The organism is Pseudomonas sp. VEM90 (assembly GCF_054611535.1).
Window position 1 is genome coordinate 77,007 of the sequence record NZ_JBTRAR010000018.1, and the last position, 15,160, is coordinate 92,166.

11 protein-coding genes are annotated in these 15,160 nt (G+C 65.6%); 9 read left to right on the plus strand and 2 right to left on the minus strand.

Annotated features, from left to right (window positions below; all coding sequences use genetic code 11):
- Positions 1–16: 16 nt before the first annotated feature.
- Complete coding sequence (locus ACYCCG_RS17785; RefSeq protein ID WP_459671339.1) at positions 17–1,327, minus strand: T6SS phospholipase effector Tle1-like catalytic domain-containing protein; 1,311 nt, start codon at positions 1,325–1,327, stop codon at positions 17–19.
- 228 nt (positions 1,328–1,555) lie between these two features.
- Here ACYCCG_RS17785 and ACYCCG_RS17790 point away from each other — a divergent pair, with 228 nt between their 5' ends.
- From ACYCCG_RS17790 to ACYCCG_RS17815, 6 genes are read left to right on the plus strand one after another with little or no spacing between them, the layout of a single operon-like run.
- On the plus strand, positions 1,556–2,515 hold the full coding sequence (locus ACYCCG_RS17790; protein WP_176684475.1) for an AAA family ATPase: 960 nt from the start codon (positions 1,556–1,558) through the stop codon (positions 2,513–2,515).
- A gap of 4 nt (positions 2,516–2,519) precedes the next feature.
- The gene (locus tag ACYCCG_RS17795; protein ID WP_459671341.1) at positions 2,520–3,464 is read left to right on the plus strand and encodes a DUF58 domain-containing protein; all 945 of its coding nucleotides are present in this window, start codon (positions 2,520–2,522) and stop codon (positions 3,462–3,464) included.
- Positions 3,461–3,955 (plus strand): DUF4381 domain-containing protein, encoded by a 495-nt coding sequence (locus ACYCCG_RS17800; RefSeq protein WP_003247240.1) that lies wholly within the window; start codon positions 3,461–3,463, stop codon positions 3,953–3,955. Before ACYCCG_RS17795 ends, ACYCCG_RS17800 begins: the two co-directional genes overlap by 4 nt.
- The gene (locus tag ACYCCG_RS17805) at positions 3,948–5,024 is read left to right on the plus strand and encodes a vWA domain-containing protein (RefSeq protein WP_209964524.1); all 1,077 of its coding nucleotides are present in this window, start codon (positions 3,948–3,950) and stop codon (positions 5,022–5,024) included. Before ACYCCG_RS17800 ends, ACYCCG_RS17805 begins: the two co-directional genes overlap by 8 nt.
- Positions 5,021–6,739 carry a tetratricopeptide repeat protein gene (locus ACYCCG_RS17810; protein WP_339534341.1) on the plus strand — a complete coding sequence of 573 codons (1,719 nt, stop codon included), beginning with the start codon at positions 5,021–5,023 and terminating at the stop codon, positions 6,737–6,739. The genes ACYCCG_RS17805 and ACYCCG_RS17810 overlap by 4 nt, the downstream gene beginning before the upstream one ends.
- Positions 6,736–8,367: a BatD family protein gene (locus ACYCCG_RS17815; protein ID WP_459671343.1), complete on the plus strand. Its 1,632-nt coding sequence runs from the start codon at positions 6,736–6,738 to the stop codon at positions 8,365–8,367. The genes ACYCCG_RS17810 and ACYCCG_RS17815 overlap by 4 nt, the downstream gene beginning before the upstream one ends.
- Positions 8,368–8,439: 72 nt before the next feature.
- Here ACYCCG_RS17815 and ACYCCG_RS17820 read toward each other — a convergent pair whose 3' ends face one another.
- Positions 8,440–8,871, minus strand: a complete 432-nt coding sequence (locus ACYCCG_RS17820) for a DUF2628 domain-containing protein (RefSeq protein ID WP_459671345.1) — start codon at positions 8,869–8,871, stop codon at positions 8,440–8,442.
- A 488-nt stretch (positions 8,872–9,359) separates the two neighbouring features.
- On the opposite strand from ACYCCG_RS17820, the gene ACYCCG_RS17825 reads away from it, so the two are divergent.
- Genes ACYCCG_RS17825 through ACYCCG_RS17835 form a run of 3 tightly spaced genes read left to right on the plus strand, consistent with a single transcriptional unit; the run spans position 9,360 to position 14,829 of the window.
- Positions 9,360–10,598, plus strand: coding sequence for an exonuclease SbcCD subunit D C-terminal domain-containing protein (locus tag ACYCCG_RS17825; RefSeq protein ID WP_176684480.1), 1,239 nt, complete (start codon positions 9,360–9,362; stop codon positions 10,596–10,598).
- Positions 10,595–14,239, plus strand: coding sequence for an AAA family ATPase (locus ACYCCG_RS17830; protein ID WP_459671347.1), 3,645 nt, complete (start codon positions 10,595–10,597; stop codon positions 14,237–14,239). Before ACYCCG_RS17825 ends, ACYCCG_RS17830 begins: the two co-directional genes overlap by 4 nt.
- Positions 14,236–14,829 carry a glutathione S-transferase gene (locus tag ACYCCG_RS17835; protein WP_209964514.1) on the plus strand — a complete coding sequence of 198 codons (594 nt, stop codon included), beginning with the start codon at positions 14,236–14,238 and terminating at the stop codon, positions 14,827–14,829. Before ACYCCG_RS17830 ends, ACYCCG_RS17835 begins: the two co-directional genes overlap by 4 nt.
- The last annotated feature ends 331 nt before the right edge of the window (positions 14,830–15,160 follow it).

Sequence of the window (15,160 nt, forward strand, 5' to 3'; positions counted from 1 at the left end):
GGCCAGGATCAGTCATTCATTGCGCCGGGTTGGCATGCACCACGCGCCCGCCTGCCCCCGGCCGATTGACGAACAGCACATCCAGCACACTGTTGCGCAAGCCCTTCAGTGCATTCCAGTTCGCTGACGTATGCACGTATCTGTCGCGCAACAGCCGCTGTTCTTCCTCGCTCAACCCCACCTGGCCAGTTTCCCCCAAGGCGAAGGCATGCAGTTTTCGGCTGATGCCCGACAACTCTTCCGGCAGCCGATGCTCAGCCTGCGCCCCCAACGGCGCAAACGGCACGCCAGCGCGCACCGCCAACGCCCGCATCACGCTCAAGTACACCCGGGACAGGTGCCCCGCCACTTGCCGCTCCCGGTACACCGCCGCATAGACCTGCTTTTGCGCCTCGTCCCGCCGCCCACCGGCAATCGGCTCCTCCCAGGTCATCACGCGCGGCCTGGGTTCGCCCATGTCGGCAAACGCCGAAGCCAGCAAGGCACTCACCTTGGCATGTACGCGGCACTGCTCGACGCACATGCCTGCGGGCACCCGCTGGGACTGCGGCTTGCACAGCAGCACCTGCTCCAGGAGGGTCTCCGGGTAACCACCACCAATGTTCGAGTGCACGCCCGGCAGCACGATGTCGTGGCCACTGCGCACCAGCGGGAAGTTATGCCGCCGCTCGTCCTCGGCCACCAACTGCACCACGTGCCGGGCAATATCCGCACCCAGGCCCAGGCGCAGGCCACCGTGGCGGTCGTCTGCAGGGTCGAAGTCACCCTGTAGGGGCGCGACGATTGCCGCCACGGTGTCGAACAGGCCAATAAAGTTGATCGAGGTTTCGCACGCCACCGACAACAGCCCGCCCGCGCCATCGTGCAGCAGGTTGGCCAGATGCCGCACCGCTGCCGCGCCGCGGCTGAAACCGAAAAGGTCGAACTCGACCCCTTCCAGCGTTGCCTGCGGATGCACCCGGCGCCACGCCTGCAGTTGCTCGGCCATCCCCTGCAACGCCTCGGCCACCCGCGCCTCGGCACCCGTGCGCCCATGCCCGGTGGCCGAGGCGTAGACATGGTCGGCTTCACCCGCCAACGTGCCCACGCCTTCCACATAGCGCTTCAAGAACGCCTGGGCCCCGTCGGCACTGACCGCATCAGCCGGATACAGCGCATGCAACAGGGCCACATTGCTCAAGGCGTTGCCATAGCTGCCGCCTTTGTCCTCCTGCTCACCCACCGTCGTGGCATTGTGCAGGTTGTTACCGGTGCCATCGAAGAACACGCCAAAACGCAGGGTGACCGGCGTAAGGTTTGGCGTGCTGCCGCTGCTCATTTTCATCATCGTGCCTTCTGCTTGTCCAAAAAGCACAAGCAGGCGCCAGCACGCCGTCACGGAACATCAGGCAATGGCCAGCCATACGTGGGACATTTCTTTACCCGCATGCCCGACTGCAACGATAAATTTACCCGCCGCCATTGGTCGCCGCCCCCCCGGATAGATTAAAGTATCACCCCTTGCCAAGGCTGCTGCCTCACGCCGCCTCAGGCCCCCTACCAGGAACCGTCGCCGATGGAACACCGTGAAGCGCTGATCGCGCTGCGCACTTTTCTTTCTACCCAGATCCTAGGCCAGGAAAAACTGGTCGAACGGCTGTTGATCGTGCTGCTGGCCGACGGCCACATGCTGGTCGAAGGGGCACCTGGCCTGGCCAAGACCAAAGCCATCAAAGAACTCGCAGAAGGCATCGAAGCGCAGTTCCATCGCATCCAGTTCACCCCCGACCTGCTCCCGGCCGACATCACCGGCACGGAGATTTACCGCCCGGAAACCGGCAGCTTCGTGTTCCAGCAGGGGCCTATCTTCCATAACCTGGTGCTGGCCGACGAAATCAACCGCGCGCCGGCCAAGGTGCAGTCGGCGCTGCTCGAAGCCATGGCCGAGCGCCAGGTCAGCGTGGGCCGCAGCACCTACGACCTGTCGCCGCTGTTTCTGGTCATGGCCACGCAGAACCCGATCGAGCAGGAAGGCACCTACCCGCTGCCCGAAGCCCAGCTCGACCGCTTCCTGATGCATGTAAAAATCGGTTTCCCCGATGCCGCCGTAGAGCGGCGTATCCTGGCGCAGGCCCGGGGTGAAGCTCTGGGCGGCGAAACCAAGCCTGAGCGCCGGGTCAGCCAGCAGGCCATCTTCGCCGCGCGCAAGGAAATCCTTGGCCTGTACATGGCCGACGCAGTGGAGGAATACCTGGTGCAGCTGGTCATGGCCACCCGCACTCCGGCCAAGTTCGACACCGAGCTGGCCGACTGGATCGCCTACGGCGCCAGCCCGCGCGGCTCCATCTCGCTGGACCGCTGCGCGCGCGCCCACGCCTGGCTGGCCGGGCGCGACTTCGTCAGCCCCGAAGACATCCAGGCCGTGCTGTTCGACGTACTGCGCCACCGTATCATCCTCTCGTTCGAGGCCGAGGCGGCAGGGATCGACCAGGACCGCGTGATCCAGCGCATCCTTGACGTCGTCGCCGTTGCCTGAGCCCATGCCCACTGCGCAGCTGGCCGAACATGGCATCCGCATTGACCTTGCCGATCTGATCGACATGCGCCACCGCGTGCGCGAAATCCAGCTGTTTTCCAAGCCCGGCCAACGCAGCCCGCTGGTTGGCCTGCACCATTCGAGGCTGCGCGGGCGCGGCGTCGACTTCGACCAGGTGCGCGTTTACCAGGCCGGCGATGATGTGCGCAACATCGACTGGCGTGTCACTGCGCGGACCCAGGAGCCGCACACCAAGCTGTTCCACGAAGAACGCGAGCGGCCGATCTTCATCCTCGTCGAACAAAGCCAAAGGCTTTTCTTCGGCTCGGGGCTGATGTTCAAGTCCGTTTTGGCGGCCCAGGCGGCGGCGCTGTTCGGCTGGGCAGCGCTGGGCCACAACGACCGCATCGGTGGCCTGGTGTTCGGCGACAACGAACACCACGAAGTCAAACCCCGGCGCAGCAAACAGAGCCTGCTGCAACTGCTCAACCGCTTGGCAAAGGTCAACCAGTCACTGCACACCGAAGCCGTACCGGGGGCCGATAGCCTCGGCCTGGCCCTGCGCCGCGCCCGCGAAGTGCTGCGCCCCGGCAGCCTGGCGATCGTGATCTGCGATGAACGCTCGCTCAGCGCCCAGGTGGAACAGCACCTGGCCATGCTCTCACGGCATTGCGACCTGCTATTACTGCCGGTATCCGACCCGCTCGACCACGCATTGCCCGCCGCCGGCCTGCTGCGCTTCGCTCAGCGCAGCGCCCAGCTGGAGCTCGATACCCTCGACGCCAACCTGCGCCAGGCCTACCGACAGCAGGCTGAAGCCCGAATCGAGCGCTGGGAGCTGATGGCGCAAAAGCTGAGGGTGGTACTGATGCCACTGAGCACGCAAAGCGAAATGGTCGAACAATTGCGCGAGTACCTGAGCGCCCAGCGGCCACGGAGCGCGTCATGAACCCGCTCGACCAGTTGCACCCACTGATCGCCCCGGCACCGGTCAGCCTGTGGCCTCCCGCACCGGGCTGGTGGCTGCTGCTGGCCGTCCTGCCGCTACTGGGCTGGGGCTTGTGGCGGCTGCGCCGCTGGCGCCCTGGCAAACGCCGCATCGTGCGCGCCGAACAACCCCTGGACCCGGTGCGCCTGGAGGCCTTGGCCGAGCTGGCACGCCTGCCACGTCCGTATGACGGCGCCCCGGCAGGCGCCTGGCTGCAACAGATCAACGCCCTGCTCAAGCGCCTGTGCCGCAACCACTACCCAGGCGCCAACAGCCACACCCTCAACGGCCGCCAGTGGCTGGCCTTTCTCGACAACCGCTGCCCGGCCGCCGGCCTGACCCGCTGGATGGTACTGGTCGAAGGCGCCTATAAACCCGAGTGCAAGCTCGACGACAAGGCCATCGCCGGGCTCAGCCAAGCCGTCGAAACCTGGATCCGCAAGCATGTTTGAACTGGCCTGGCCGTGGGTCTTCGCCCTGTTGCCGCTGCCATGGCTGGCGCGCCTGCTGCTGCCTGCAGCCGATAGCGGTGAACCGGTGCTCAGGGTGGGTTTCCTCAGCGAGCTGGAAGGCCTGGCCGGGCGCCGCGCGCGGCTCAATCTGCCCACCTGGCGCCAGCAGGCACCGTTCGTCGTCATCTGGCTGTTGCTGCTGTGCGCCGCCGCTCGCCCGCAATGGCTGGGCGAACCGGTGCCGATCGCCGCCAGCGGCCGCGACCTGCTGGTGGCGGTGGACGTGTCCGGGTCGATGGACTTCCCCGACATGCAGTGGAAGAACGAGGACATCAGCCGCCTCGATCTGGTCAAGGCGCTGATGGGCGACTTCCTGCAAGACCGTGAAGGCGACCGCGTGGGCCTGATCCTGTTCGGCAGCCAGGCCTACCTGCAGGCGCCGCTCACCTTTGACCGGCGCACCGTGCGCACCTTCCTCATCGAGGCGCAGATCGGCATCGCCGGCAAGAACACCGCCATCGGCGACGCCATTGGCCTGGCGGTCAAACGCCTGCGCGAGCGCCCGGCACAAAGCCGGGTGCTGGTGCTGATCACCGACGGCGCCAACAACGGCGGGCAGATTCACCCGCTGACAGCCGCCCGCCTGGCGGCCCAGGAAGGCGTACGCATCTACACCATCGGTATCGGCGCCAACCCCGAAGCCAGTGGCACCCCAGGCCTGCTCGGCCTCAACCCGAGCCTGGACCTGGACGAAGCCGCGCTCAAGGAAATTGCCGACATCACCCACGGCGCCTACTTTCGCGCCCATGACGGCGCCGAACTGGACGCTATCGGCGATACCCTCGACCAACTGGAGCCCGTGGCCCAGCAACCGACCCAGGCACGCACAGCCCAGGCTCTTTACGCCTGGCCCCTGGCGCTGGCGCTGCTGCTCAGCGTGCTGCTGGTGGTGGCCGTGCAGTGGCCCGACAACCTGTTGCAACGCGTGCTGCGCAAGCCGCGCTTCCTGCAGCCGCACCCGGAATGGCGCCAACGCTTGAAGCGTTTGCGTTTAAGGAGGCGGCGATGATCGACTTGTGGCCCCAATGGCTGCGCCCACTCTGGCTGCTGGCAGTTCCCGTGCTCGGCTGGCTGCTGTACAAGCTGTGGCACCGGCGCAAACGTGCCGGGCGCTGGCAGATGATTCTGCCGCCAGCCTTCCATGGCGTACTGCTGGGTGGCGGCAGCGGCAGCACCAGCAAACTGCCGTGGGTGGCATTGGGCCTTGCCTGGTTGCTGGTGGTCCTGGCGCTGCTCGGGCCCAGCTGGCAGCGCCTGGAAGAAAGCCGTCAGCGCCCGGCCGACCCCCTGGTGATCCTGCTCGAACTGACCCCGCAAATGCTAGCCGAGGACAGCCCGCCCAACCGCCTGGAACAGGCGCGGCGCAAGATCCTCGACCTGCTTGAACACCGCCGCGACAGCCAGACGGCGCTGGTGGTGTATGCCGGCTCCGCGCACACCCTGGTGCCGCTGTCTGACGACCTGGCCACCACCCGCAATTTGCTCGAGGCCATCGACCCGTCGATCATGCCAAAACCCGGCCAGCGTGCCGACCTGGCTGTGCAAAAAGGCCTGGCGCTGCTGGCCCAGAGCGGCCTCGGCCAAGGCCGCCTGCTGCTGGTAGGCTCGGCGCTCAGCGACGCCGAGCGCCAGGGCATCACCCAGGCCCTCGGCCGCCAGGGCCCCAGCCTGCTGATGCTGGGCATCGGCAGCCGCGAAGGCGCCCCTGTGCGCCAGGCCAATGGCGAATACCTTAAAGACGACCAGGGCGGCATCCTCTTGCCTCGCCTGGACAGTGCCAGCCTGAAAGGTTTTATCAGCGGCACGGGTGGTCGCTACCGGCACGCCCGCATCGACGACCTCGACCTGCGTGGCCTGGGCCTGTTCGACAACCCGCGGAGCGGGCGCAATGACGGCCAGACCCTGCAACTGGACAGCTGGGCCGACCAAGGTTACTGGCTGCTGATTCCGTTGTTGCTGCTGGCCGCCTGCGCAGGCCGGCGCGGCTGGCTGTTCTGCCTGCCACTGCTGCTGGCATTGCCGCAGCCCGGCCACGCTTTCGAGTTCAACGACCTGTGGCTGCGCCCCGACCAGCAAGGCCAGAAGCTGCTGGAGCAAAACCGCCCGGCCAGCGCTGCGCGTCACTTCCAGAACCCGCAATGGCGCGGCATGGCCCTGTACCAGGCCGGCGACTACGCCGGTGCTGCCGAGGCATTTTCCCAAGGCGACACAGCAGCAGCCCACTACAATCGGGGCAATGCCCTGGCCCATGGTGGCGAGCTGGAAGCCGCCCTGGATGCGTACGAACAAGCCCTGGAGCGCCAGCCCGACCTGCAAGCCGCGCTGGACAACCAGGCGCTGGTGCAGCAACTGCTGCAGCAGCGTGAAGCCAAGGCCGAGGAACAGCCACCCGGCAGCGATGCCCAAGACCCGCCCGGCAGCGAAACCGAAGGCAACAGCAGCTCGGCCAGCAGCCCGGCCCAAGGCACACCCGGCAACGACCAACAGGCCAGCCCCGAACAACCCGGCGAAAGCAGCAGCAACAGCCAGGCCGCCCCCGGCAACCAGGCCGGGGGCGACGACAGCGTCATCCAGCCGCCCCAGCGCCCAGTGTCGACCAGCCTCGACGGCGAACAGCGCCAAGCCCTGGAACAATGGCTGCGGGAAATCCCCGACAACCCGGCAGAGCTGCTGCGACGCAAATTCTGGTATGAACAGCAATTGCATCAGGAAAAATCACGATGAGTCGCTTCGGCGTCTTTCTCCTCACCCTGCTGTGGGCCGTGCTGGCCCAGGCCGAGCCGCTGCTGCAGGCCAGTGTCGACCGCACCCGCCTGGAAGCTGGCGAAAGCCTGGAACTGACCCTGGAAAGCCAGGACGTCACCCAGTTCGGCAAGCCCGACCTGCGCGCCCTGGAAGGTGACTTCGAAGTGCGGGGCACGCGCCAGCTGAACAGCCTGCACACCCTCGACGGCGAAACCCGCGCCAGCACCCGCTGGATCATTACCCTGCTGCCACGGCGCAGCGGTAGCCTGCGCATCCCCGAGCTGCAACTGGGCCAGTCGCACAGCCAGGCCATCGAACTGCAAGTGCTGCAGGCCGATGACAGCCGCCAGGAAAACGCTCAGGTATTCATCGAAGCGACCCTCGACAACCACGACGTCTATGTCCAGGCCCAAGCCGTGCTGACCCTGCGCATCTATCACTCGGTCGCGCTGTACGACGACAGCAGCCTCAGCCCCCTGCAACTGGAGAACGCCAAGGTCGAGCCGCTGGGCGAGTCGCGCACGTATGAAAAGGAAATCAACGGCGTGCGTCATGGCGTGATCGAAACCCGCTATGCGGTGTATGCCCAGCAAAGCGGTACCCTCGACATCCCGCCACTGACATTCACCGCCACGGCAGCCGCCAGCAACGACGCAGCAGCGCAGGCCAATGGCGCGGCCCGCGCCGGCCATCAGGTCCAGGTCAGCTCGCTGCCCTTGCGCCTTAACGTACGGCCGATTCCGGCAGCCTGGCCGGCTGGCTTGCCGTGGTTGCCAACCAGCAGCCTGACCCTGGAAGAGCACTGGAGCCCCGACCCCGGCAGCCAGCAGGTGCAGATTGGCGACTCGCTGACGCGCAGCATCACCTTGCGTGCCGAAGGCTTGTCCAGCACCCAACTGCCACCGCTGCCGGCCACAGAAATCATCGGCCTGCGCCGCTACCCTGACCAGCCACTGCTGCGCAACGAAATCAGCGAACGGGGCATGACCGCCAACCGCGAAGAGCGCGAGGCCCTGGTGCCGACCCACAGCGGCACGCTGGCCTTGCCGGCGCTGGAAGTGGCCTGGTGGAACACCCGCGAAGACCACCTGGAACACAGCAGCCTGCCGGCACGCACGCTGAACGTGCAGGACAACCCGGCACTGAGCGCCGACACCCCGGTGGGCGACAACAGCAGCGCCAGCACCCTGCTGTGGCCCTGGCAGCTGTCCACACTGGTGTTCGCCCTGACCACCGTGCTGGGCTTTGCCCTGTGGTGGCGCGCCCGGTCGCGGCCAGCGGTGCTGCGCACGGCGCAGAACGGGCCAAGCCCACGCACCTTGCTGGACGACCTCAAGCGCGCGTGCCAGGCCAACGACCCTCAGGCTACGCGCCAGGCGCTAGATGCCTGGGCCCGGCAACAACCGGAAACCCTGGCCGAGATGGCGGCGCGCTTCGTACCGTTGTCGGATGCGCTGGATGGTTTGAACGGGGCGTTGTACAGCGAGAGCGGGCAGTATTGGCAGGGGGAGGATTTGTGGCGGGCGATTGGTACCATTCCGCCGGCGGAGCAGGTATTGCTGCCGGCGGGTGAGAACGGCAGTTTGCCGCCGCTCTACCCCAAGTGATGCGCAGTGGCTGGTTGCGAATTTTCAGCTCATGGCCGCCCCTGACAGCACTTGCCGAATGTACCAGCCGAGTCAGATGAACCGCTGCCCCTCGAACGGGTTCCAGCTCTGCTGCCCTTTGCCCTGCTTCAGGTAATAGGCCCGGTTGGTCAGGAAGCTGTACAAAAACGCAAACCCCATGCTGATACCGTTATCCAGAGGACGCGGGATTTCGCTGCCCGTCGCGACCTCATAGACGCTCAGCAGCAGCCCGATGCCGATGATGATGGCCAGCATGACCAGGTTCTTCTTCCACAGCCCCAGCACGAACCAATAGATCGGGCCGAAGAAAAAGGCTATGAAATTGTTGTTGATCAGCAACTTCTTCCCGAACGGCAAGGCGCGGAATGCGGCTTTGTATGACTCGGAGGTGGGGGCGCCGTACTGATCGAAGAAGGCGAAACGCTCCCGCCATTTTGGCTTGAGGTTATCCGGGGAAGATTGGGTCTGAGGGATGCCTTCCATTGGTGACTCCTGTGATTGTCGTCCGTGGGTTTCGAATAGCCGTGATCATGGCCGTTTCGGAGGGTAAATCAGCATACTTTTGAGGGCAAGCTTGATCCCTGGTGCAAAGCGAGAGCCAGCTCACAGAACGTTCAAGGCGGAAGTCGCCGAGCGTGTGCTCGATGCTTTGCCGCGACACGTCCGTGGGGCAAACCGAGATGCGCGACACCCTGCTATCAATGTCAGCTTTTCATGGAACCAACGTGGCAACCCGCGTCAACGCCTGGAGTCGCAGGACGCTACTGCGATAAGCCAATGCCATCCATGAACAAGGGGTTCAATGCGCGGGCTTGCCTGCAGGACAACCAGCACCGTGCGCCCATGAGATCAAGCGCTGAACTTTCGGGCCGCACAGCGGCCCCGTGCATGGGTTACCATACCGCCCTTGCGCAACACCCATCACCCAAGCCAAGCCCTCGCTTGCTCGACTCGACACCAACAGGTCATCCATGCGTCTGTTTCATACCTCCGACTGGCACCTGGGCCAAAGCCTGCACGGCCAGGAACGCGATTTCGAACACGCCTGCTTCCTCGACTGGCTGCTCGGCCAGCTACACCTGCGCCAGCCGGATGCGCTGCTGATTGCGGGCGACATCTTCGACACCGTCAACCCGCCCGTCAAAGCCCAGGAACGCCTCTACGACTTCATCGTCCAGGCCCACGAGCAGCAGCCCAAGCTGGACATCGTGATGATCGCCGGCAACCACGACTCCGGTTCGCGCATCGAGCTGCCCGCCGCGCTCATGCGCCGCCTGCGCACCCATGCCCTGGGCCGTGTGCACTGGCTGGACGAGGGCCAGCTGGATGCCGAGCGCCTGCTGATTCCGCTGACCAACGGCCGTGGCAAGGTGGCCGCCTGGTGCCTGGCCCTGCCGTTCCTGCGCCCGGCCGAAGTGACCGGCCCGCAGTTGGGTGACGACTACCTGCAAGGCATCACCCAGGTGCACCAGCAACTGATCGCCGCCGCGCAGAAGAAGCGCAAGAAAGACCAGGCGCTGATTGCCATCAGCCATGCTCACATGGCAGGTGGCGCGGTGTCGGAAGACTCCGAACGCAGCCTGATCATCGGCAACGCCGAGGCGCTGCCGGCCAAGCTGTTCGACAAGGCTATCAGCTACGTCGCCCTGGGCCATCTGCACAAGCCGCAGAAGGTCAACCGCGAAGAACGCATCCGCTACAGCGGCTCGCCAATCCCGCTGTCGTTCGCCGAAATCAACTACCCGCACCAGGTCCTGGAAGTGGAGTTGGACGGCAACGGCCTGGTCAGCGTCGAGCCACGCCCCGTACCACGCGCCGTGGCCCTGCAACGGGTGGGCCCGGCACCGCTGGGCGAGCTGTTGCAGCAACTGGCCGACCTGCCAGTGATCGACCTGCTTGAAGACCCCAACCGCCAGCCCTGGCTGGAGGTGCGGGTGATGCTCGACGAGCCGCAACCCGACCTGCGCCAGCAGATCGAAACCGCGCTTGAAGGCAAGGCGGTACGGTTGATCCGCATCAGCGCCGAATACGCTGGCCGCAACAACGCCGAAGACGATGGCCTGGCCTTTGTCGAGCTGGCCCAGATGACCCCGCAAGACCTGTTCAGTCGCGCCTGGGAGCAAGCCTACGGCAACCCCGCCGACGAGCAGACCCTGGCCGACTTCGCCCTGCTGTTGCAGGACGTGCTGCAGGAGGAGGAACAGCCATGAAAATTCTCGCCATCCGCCTGAAGAACCTGGCATCGCTGGCCGGTCCGATCGACATCGATTTCACCGCAGAACCGTTGGCCAGCGCTGGCCTGTTCGCCATCACCGGGCCTACCGGCGCCGGCAAGAGCACCCTGCTCGACGCCCTGTGCCTGGCGCTGTTTGGCACCGTGCCGCGCCTCAATGACATTGGCCGTGAGGCCAAGGTGCCAGACGCCGACGGCGAAATCCCCACTTCCGACCCGCGCAACCTGCTGCGCCGTGGCACCGGCAGCGGTTTTGCCGAGGTCGATTTCGTCGGCATCGACGGCCGCCGCTACCGCGCCCGCTGGGAAGCCAACCGTGCCCGCGACAAGGCCAACGGCAAACTGCAGCACAGCCGCCAGAGCTTCTACGACCTCGACAGCGAGCAGGTGCTCGGCAGTGGCAAGAACGAATACAAGCAACTGGTCGAAGCCCGCCTGGGCCTGAACTTCGAACAGTTCACCCGTGCGGTGATGCTGGCCCAGAGCGAGTTCGGCGCGTTCCTCAAGGCCGATGACAAAGACCGCAGCGAGCTGCTGGAAAAGCTCACCAACACTGCCATCTACACCCGCCTGGGCCAGCGTGCCTTCAGCAAGGCACGCGAAGCCGGCGAGGCACACAACGCCCTGAAAGAACGCGCCAGCCACCTGCTGCCGATGGCTGCCGAGGCCCGTGCCGAGCTCGACCAGCGCCTGGAGCAGGCGCAGCAGCAGTTCAAGGCCGACCAGGCCGGCGAGCGTCAGCTGGAGCAGCAACGCAGTTGGCTGAATGAGCAACGCCAGCTACAGGCCCAACACACCGAAGCCAGCACCACGCTGCAGGCCGCCGAACTGGACTGGCAACAACTGGCCGAACCACGCCTGGACCTGGCACGCCTGGAGCGCCTGGCCCCACAGCGTCACCAGTTCCACCGCCGACAGGCACTGAGCGCACAGCTGGCGCCAGTGGCGGCAAAAATTGCCGAGCAGCAACAGCAACAAGCCGAACTGCAGGTGCGTACCCGCGAGCTCGAACAGGCGCTGGACCATGCGCGCCAAGCGCTTGCCGAGCGCCAGGCCCAGCACGTCGAGAACGCGCCGCGCCTGCGCCAGGCTTTTGCCGCGCAGGACAGTCTGGCACGCCTGGACCAGGAACTGGCCGCCGAGCGCAACATCAGCCAGCAGGCGCAACAGCAGCTCGCTGACGGCCAGCAGCAACTGCAGCAGCTGGAAGACAACCAGCAGCGCAGCGTGCAGCAACTGGCGCAGATCGAAACCGCGCTTGCCGACAGCCAGCACCTGGCGGGCCTGGCCAATGCCTGGCACGCCTACCTGCCGCAACTGAAGCAGGTAATGCTGATCGGTGGCCGCCTGACCAAGGGCCGAGAAGAGTTACCCGGCCTGCAGGCCCGGGCCAGCCAGGCCAATGCGCACCTGCAGGCCGAGCGCGACGCCTACGACCTGTTGTTCCGTGAAGCCAAGGCCGAACCCCAGGCCCTTGCCGAGCAGATCGACCTGCTCGGCGGTATGCTGCAGGACAACCGCAAACAGCAGCGCGCCGTAGAGGAAATGTCACGCCTGCACGGCCGTGAACAGGAGCTGCGCCAGCAGCTGGATGACCTGCGTGAACGGCAGCAGCAGGCCATGTTGCAACGCCAGCAACTGATTACCGAAGGCACCGCCGCCAAGGCCGAGCTGGAGGCCGCCGAACAGGCGTTGACGCTCACCCGTCAACTGCTGGAACGGCAACGTCTGGCACGCAACACCAGCGTCGAAGAACTGCGTGGCCAACTGCGTGACGGCGAGCCCTGCCCGGTCTGTGGCAGCGCCGAACACCCGTTCCATCAGCCAGAAGCGCTGCTGCAGAGCCTGGGTCGCCATGACCAGGCCGAAGAGCACGCCGCGCAGAAGCAGGTCGAAACGCTCAACAGCAAGCTGGTGGAACTGCGTACCCAACTGGGTGTGGTCAATGCCCAGCTCAAGGACTTCCAGCAGCAACAGCAGCAACTGGGCGAACAGTTGCAACCGCTGGTGGCTCAGGTACAGGCACACAGCCTGTGGCCAGCCCTCGCCCCGCAGGACGACAAGGCCCGTCGCGCCTGGCTCGACAGCCAGCTGCGTCGCCTGGATGAAGAAATCAGCCAGGACGAGAAACGCCAGAGCGCTCTGCTGGCCCTGCAAAAAGACGCCGCCCGCCTGAACCAGCAATTGCAGGCGGCCCACGACGCCCAGCAACAGGCCCAGCGCCATCTGGAGCAACAGCACCAGGCCCTGGCCAACGATGAGCAACAGTTGCAGCAAGGCCTTGACGACCTGGCCGGCGTCTTGCCCAAGGAAGCCCTCAAGGCCCTGAACGAAGACCCGGCCAATGCCTTCCTCGCCCTCGACCAGCAGATTGCCCAGCGCCTGCAGCAACTGGAACAGCGCAAGGACGAACTGGAAGAACAGCAAGCCCGCCAAACCCAGCTGGACAAACTGCGTGACCAACAACAGGCGCGCGTGGAAGGCCTGCAGCAGTTGCAGCAGAAACTGGCCACCCTCGACGATCAACGCCAGCAAGCCCTGGCCTCACTCGGCGAACTGCTCGGCGAACATGCCAGTGCCGAAGCCTGGCAACAGCACATGGACACCGCGCTGGAACACGCCCGCGCCCTTGACGCCGACACCGCCCAGCGCCTGCAGGCGCTGCGCACCCAGGGCGTACAACTGGCCAGCGAACTTAAGGCCAATGCTCAGCAGCAACAAGCGCTGGACAGCGAGTGTCAGCAACTGCAAGGCCAGATCGCACAATGGCGCAGCCAGCATCCGGAACTGGACGACGCCGGGCTGGATCGCCTGCTGGCCATGGATGACGCCCAGGTGAACGAACTGCGTCAGCGCGTGCAAGGCGCCGAGAAGGCCATTGAACAAGGCCGCGTGCTGCTGCAGGAACGTGAGCAGCGCCTGCAACAACACGCCGCACAAATGACCGTGGACACCTCGGCCGAAGCCCTGGAGCAGGCCCTGGCCGAACTGCGCGGGCGCCTGGCCAACCATGAGCAGCAGTGCGCCGAACTGCGCGCGCAACAGGCCGACGACCAGCGCCGGCAGCAGGCCCACCAGGCGCTGACGGCAGAAATCGAACAGGCCCACCAGCAGTGGCAACGCTGGGCCCGCCTCAATGCCCTGATCGGTTCGGCCTCGGGCGATGTGTTCCGCAAGATCGCCCAGGGCTACAACCTCGACCTGCTGCTGCACCACGCCAACGCCCAACTGCGTCAGCTGGCCCGCCGCTACCGCCTGAAGCGCGGCGGCAGTGCCCTTGGCCTGCTGGTGCTGGACACCGAGATGGGCGACGAACTGCGTTCGGTGCACTCGTTGTCGGGCGGGGAAACCTTCCTGGTGTCGCTGGCCCTGGCCTTGGGCCTGGCGTCGATGGCTTCCAGTACCCTGCGTATCGAATCGTTGTTCATTGACGAAGGCTTCGGCAGCCTCGACCCCGAGTCACTGCAGTTGGCAATGGACGCCCTCGACGGCTTGCAAGCCCAGGGCCGCAAAGTGGCGGTGATTTCCCACGTACAGGAAATGCACGAGCGCATTCCGGTACAGATCCAGGTACGGCGCCAGGGTAATGGCCTGAGTGACGTGGAGGTGTGCGGGTGATCCTCTACTCGTTCCGCCGCTGCCCGTGGGCCATGCGCGCGCGCCTGGCCCTGCGCTATGCCGGCTGCGAGGTGGAGATCTGCGAAGTGGCGATGAAGAACAAGCCGGCGGAGCTGCTGGCCTTGTCGCCCAAGGGCACGGTACCGGTGCTGGACACCGGTGCCGGGGTACTGGAAGAGAGCCTGGACATCATGCGCTGGGCGCTGACGCAAAACGACCCGCAGGACTGGCGGCTACAGGCCAACCCTGTGGCTGCACAGCAGGCTGAAACGCTGATTGCGCGCAATGACACCACGTTCAAGGCGCACGTGAACCTGTACAAGTATGCCGAACGTTACCCGGAGCATTCCCGCGAACATTACCGCCAGCAGGCCGAGGCCTGGCTGGCGGAGCTCGAAGGCTTGCTGGTGGGGCGGGCTTACCTGCTGGCCGACCACCCGAGCATGGCCGATGCCGCGTTGCTGCCCCTGATGCGCCAGTTTGCCGGGGTCGAACCGCAGTGGTTCGCCGAGGCGGCTTATCCGCGGGTGCGGAGCTGGCTGGAGGGGTGGCTGGCTTCGGAGCTGTTCAAAGCGATCATGGTTCGCTGAACAGGGTGGAAATTTGGCCAGCAGGGCCGGCCCTTTCGCGGGTGAACCCGCTCCTACGACGGCCTGTGTCCACCACCATCTGCGTGTAGGCGCGGGTTTACCCGCGAATACGGTGGCGGCGGCAACAGTGAACGGCGCGTGACAATTGGCCAGCAGGGCCGGCCCTTTCGCGGGTGAACCCGCTCCTACGACGGCCTGTGTCCACCACCGATCTGCGTGTAGGCGCGGGTTTACCCGCGAATACGGTGGCGGCGGCAACGGTGAACGGCGCGTGACAATTGGCCAGCAGGGCCGGCCCTTTCGCGGGTAAATCCACTTCTTGCACGGTGTG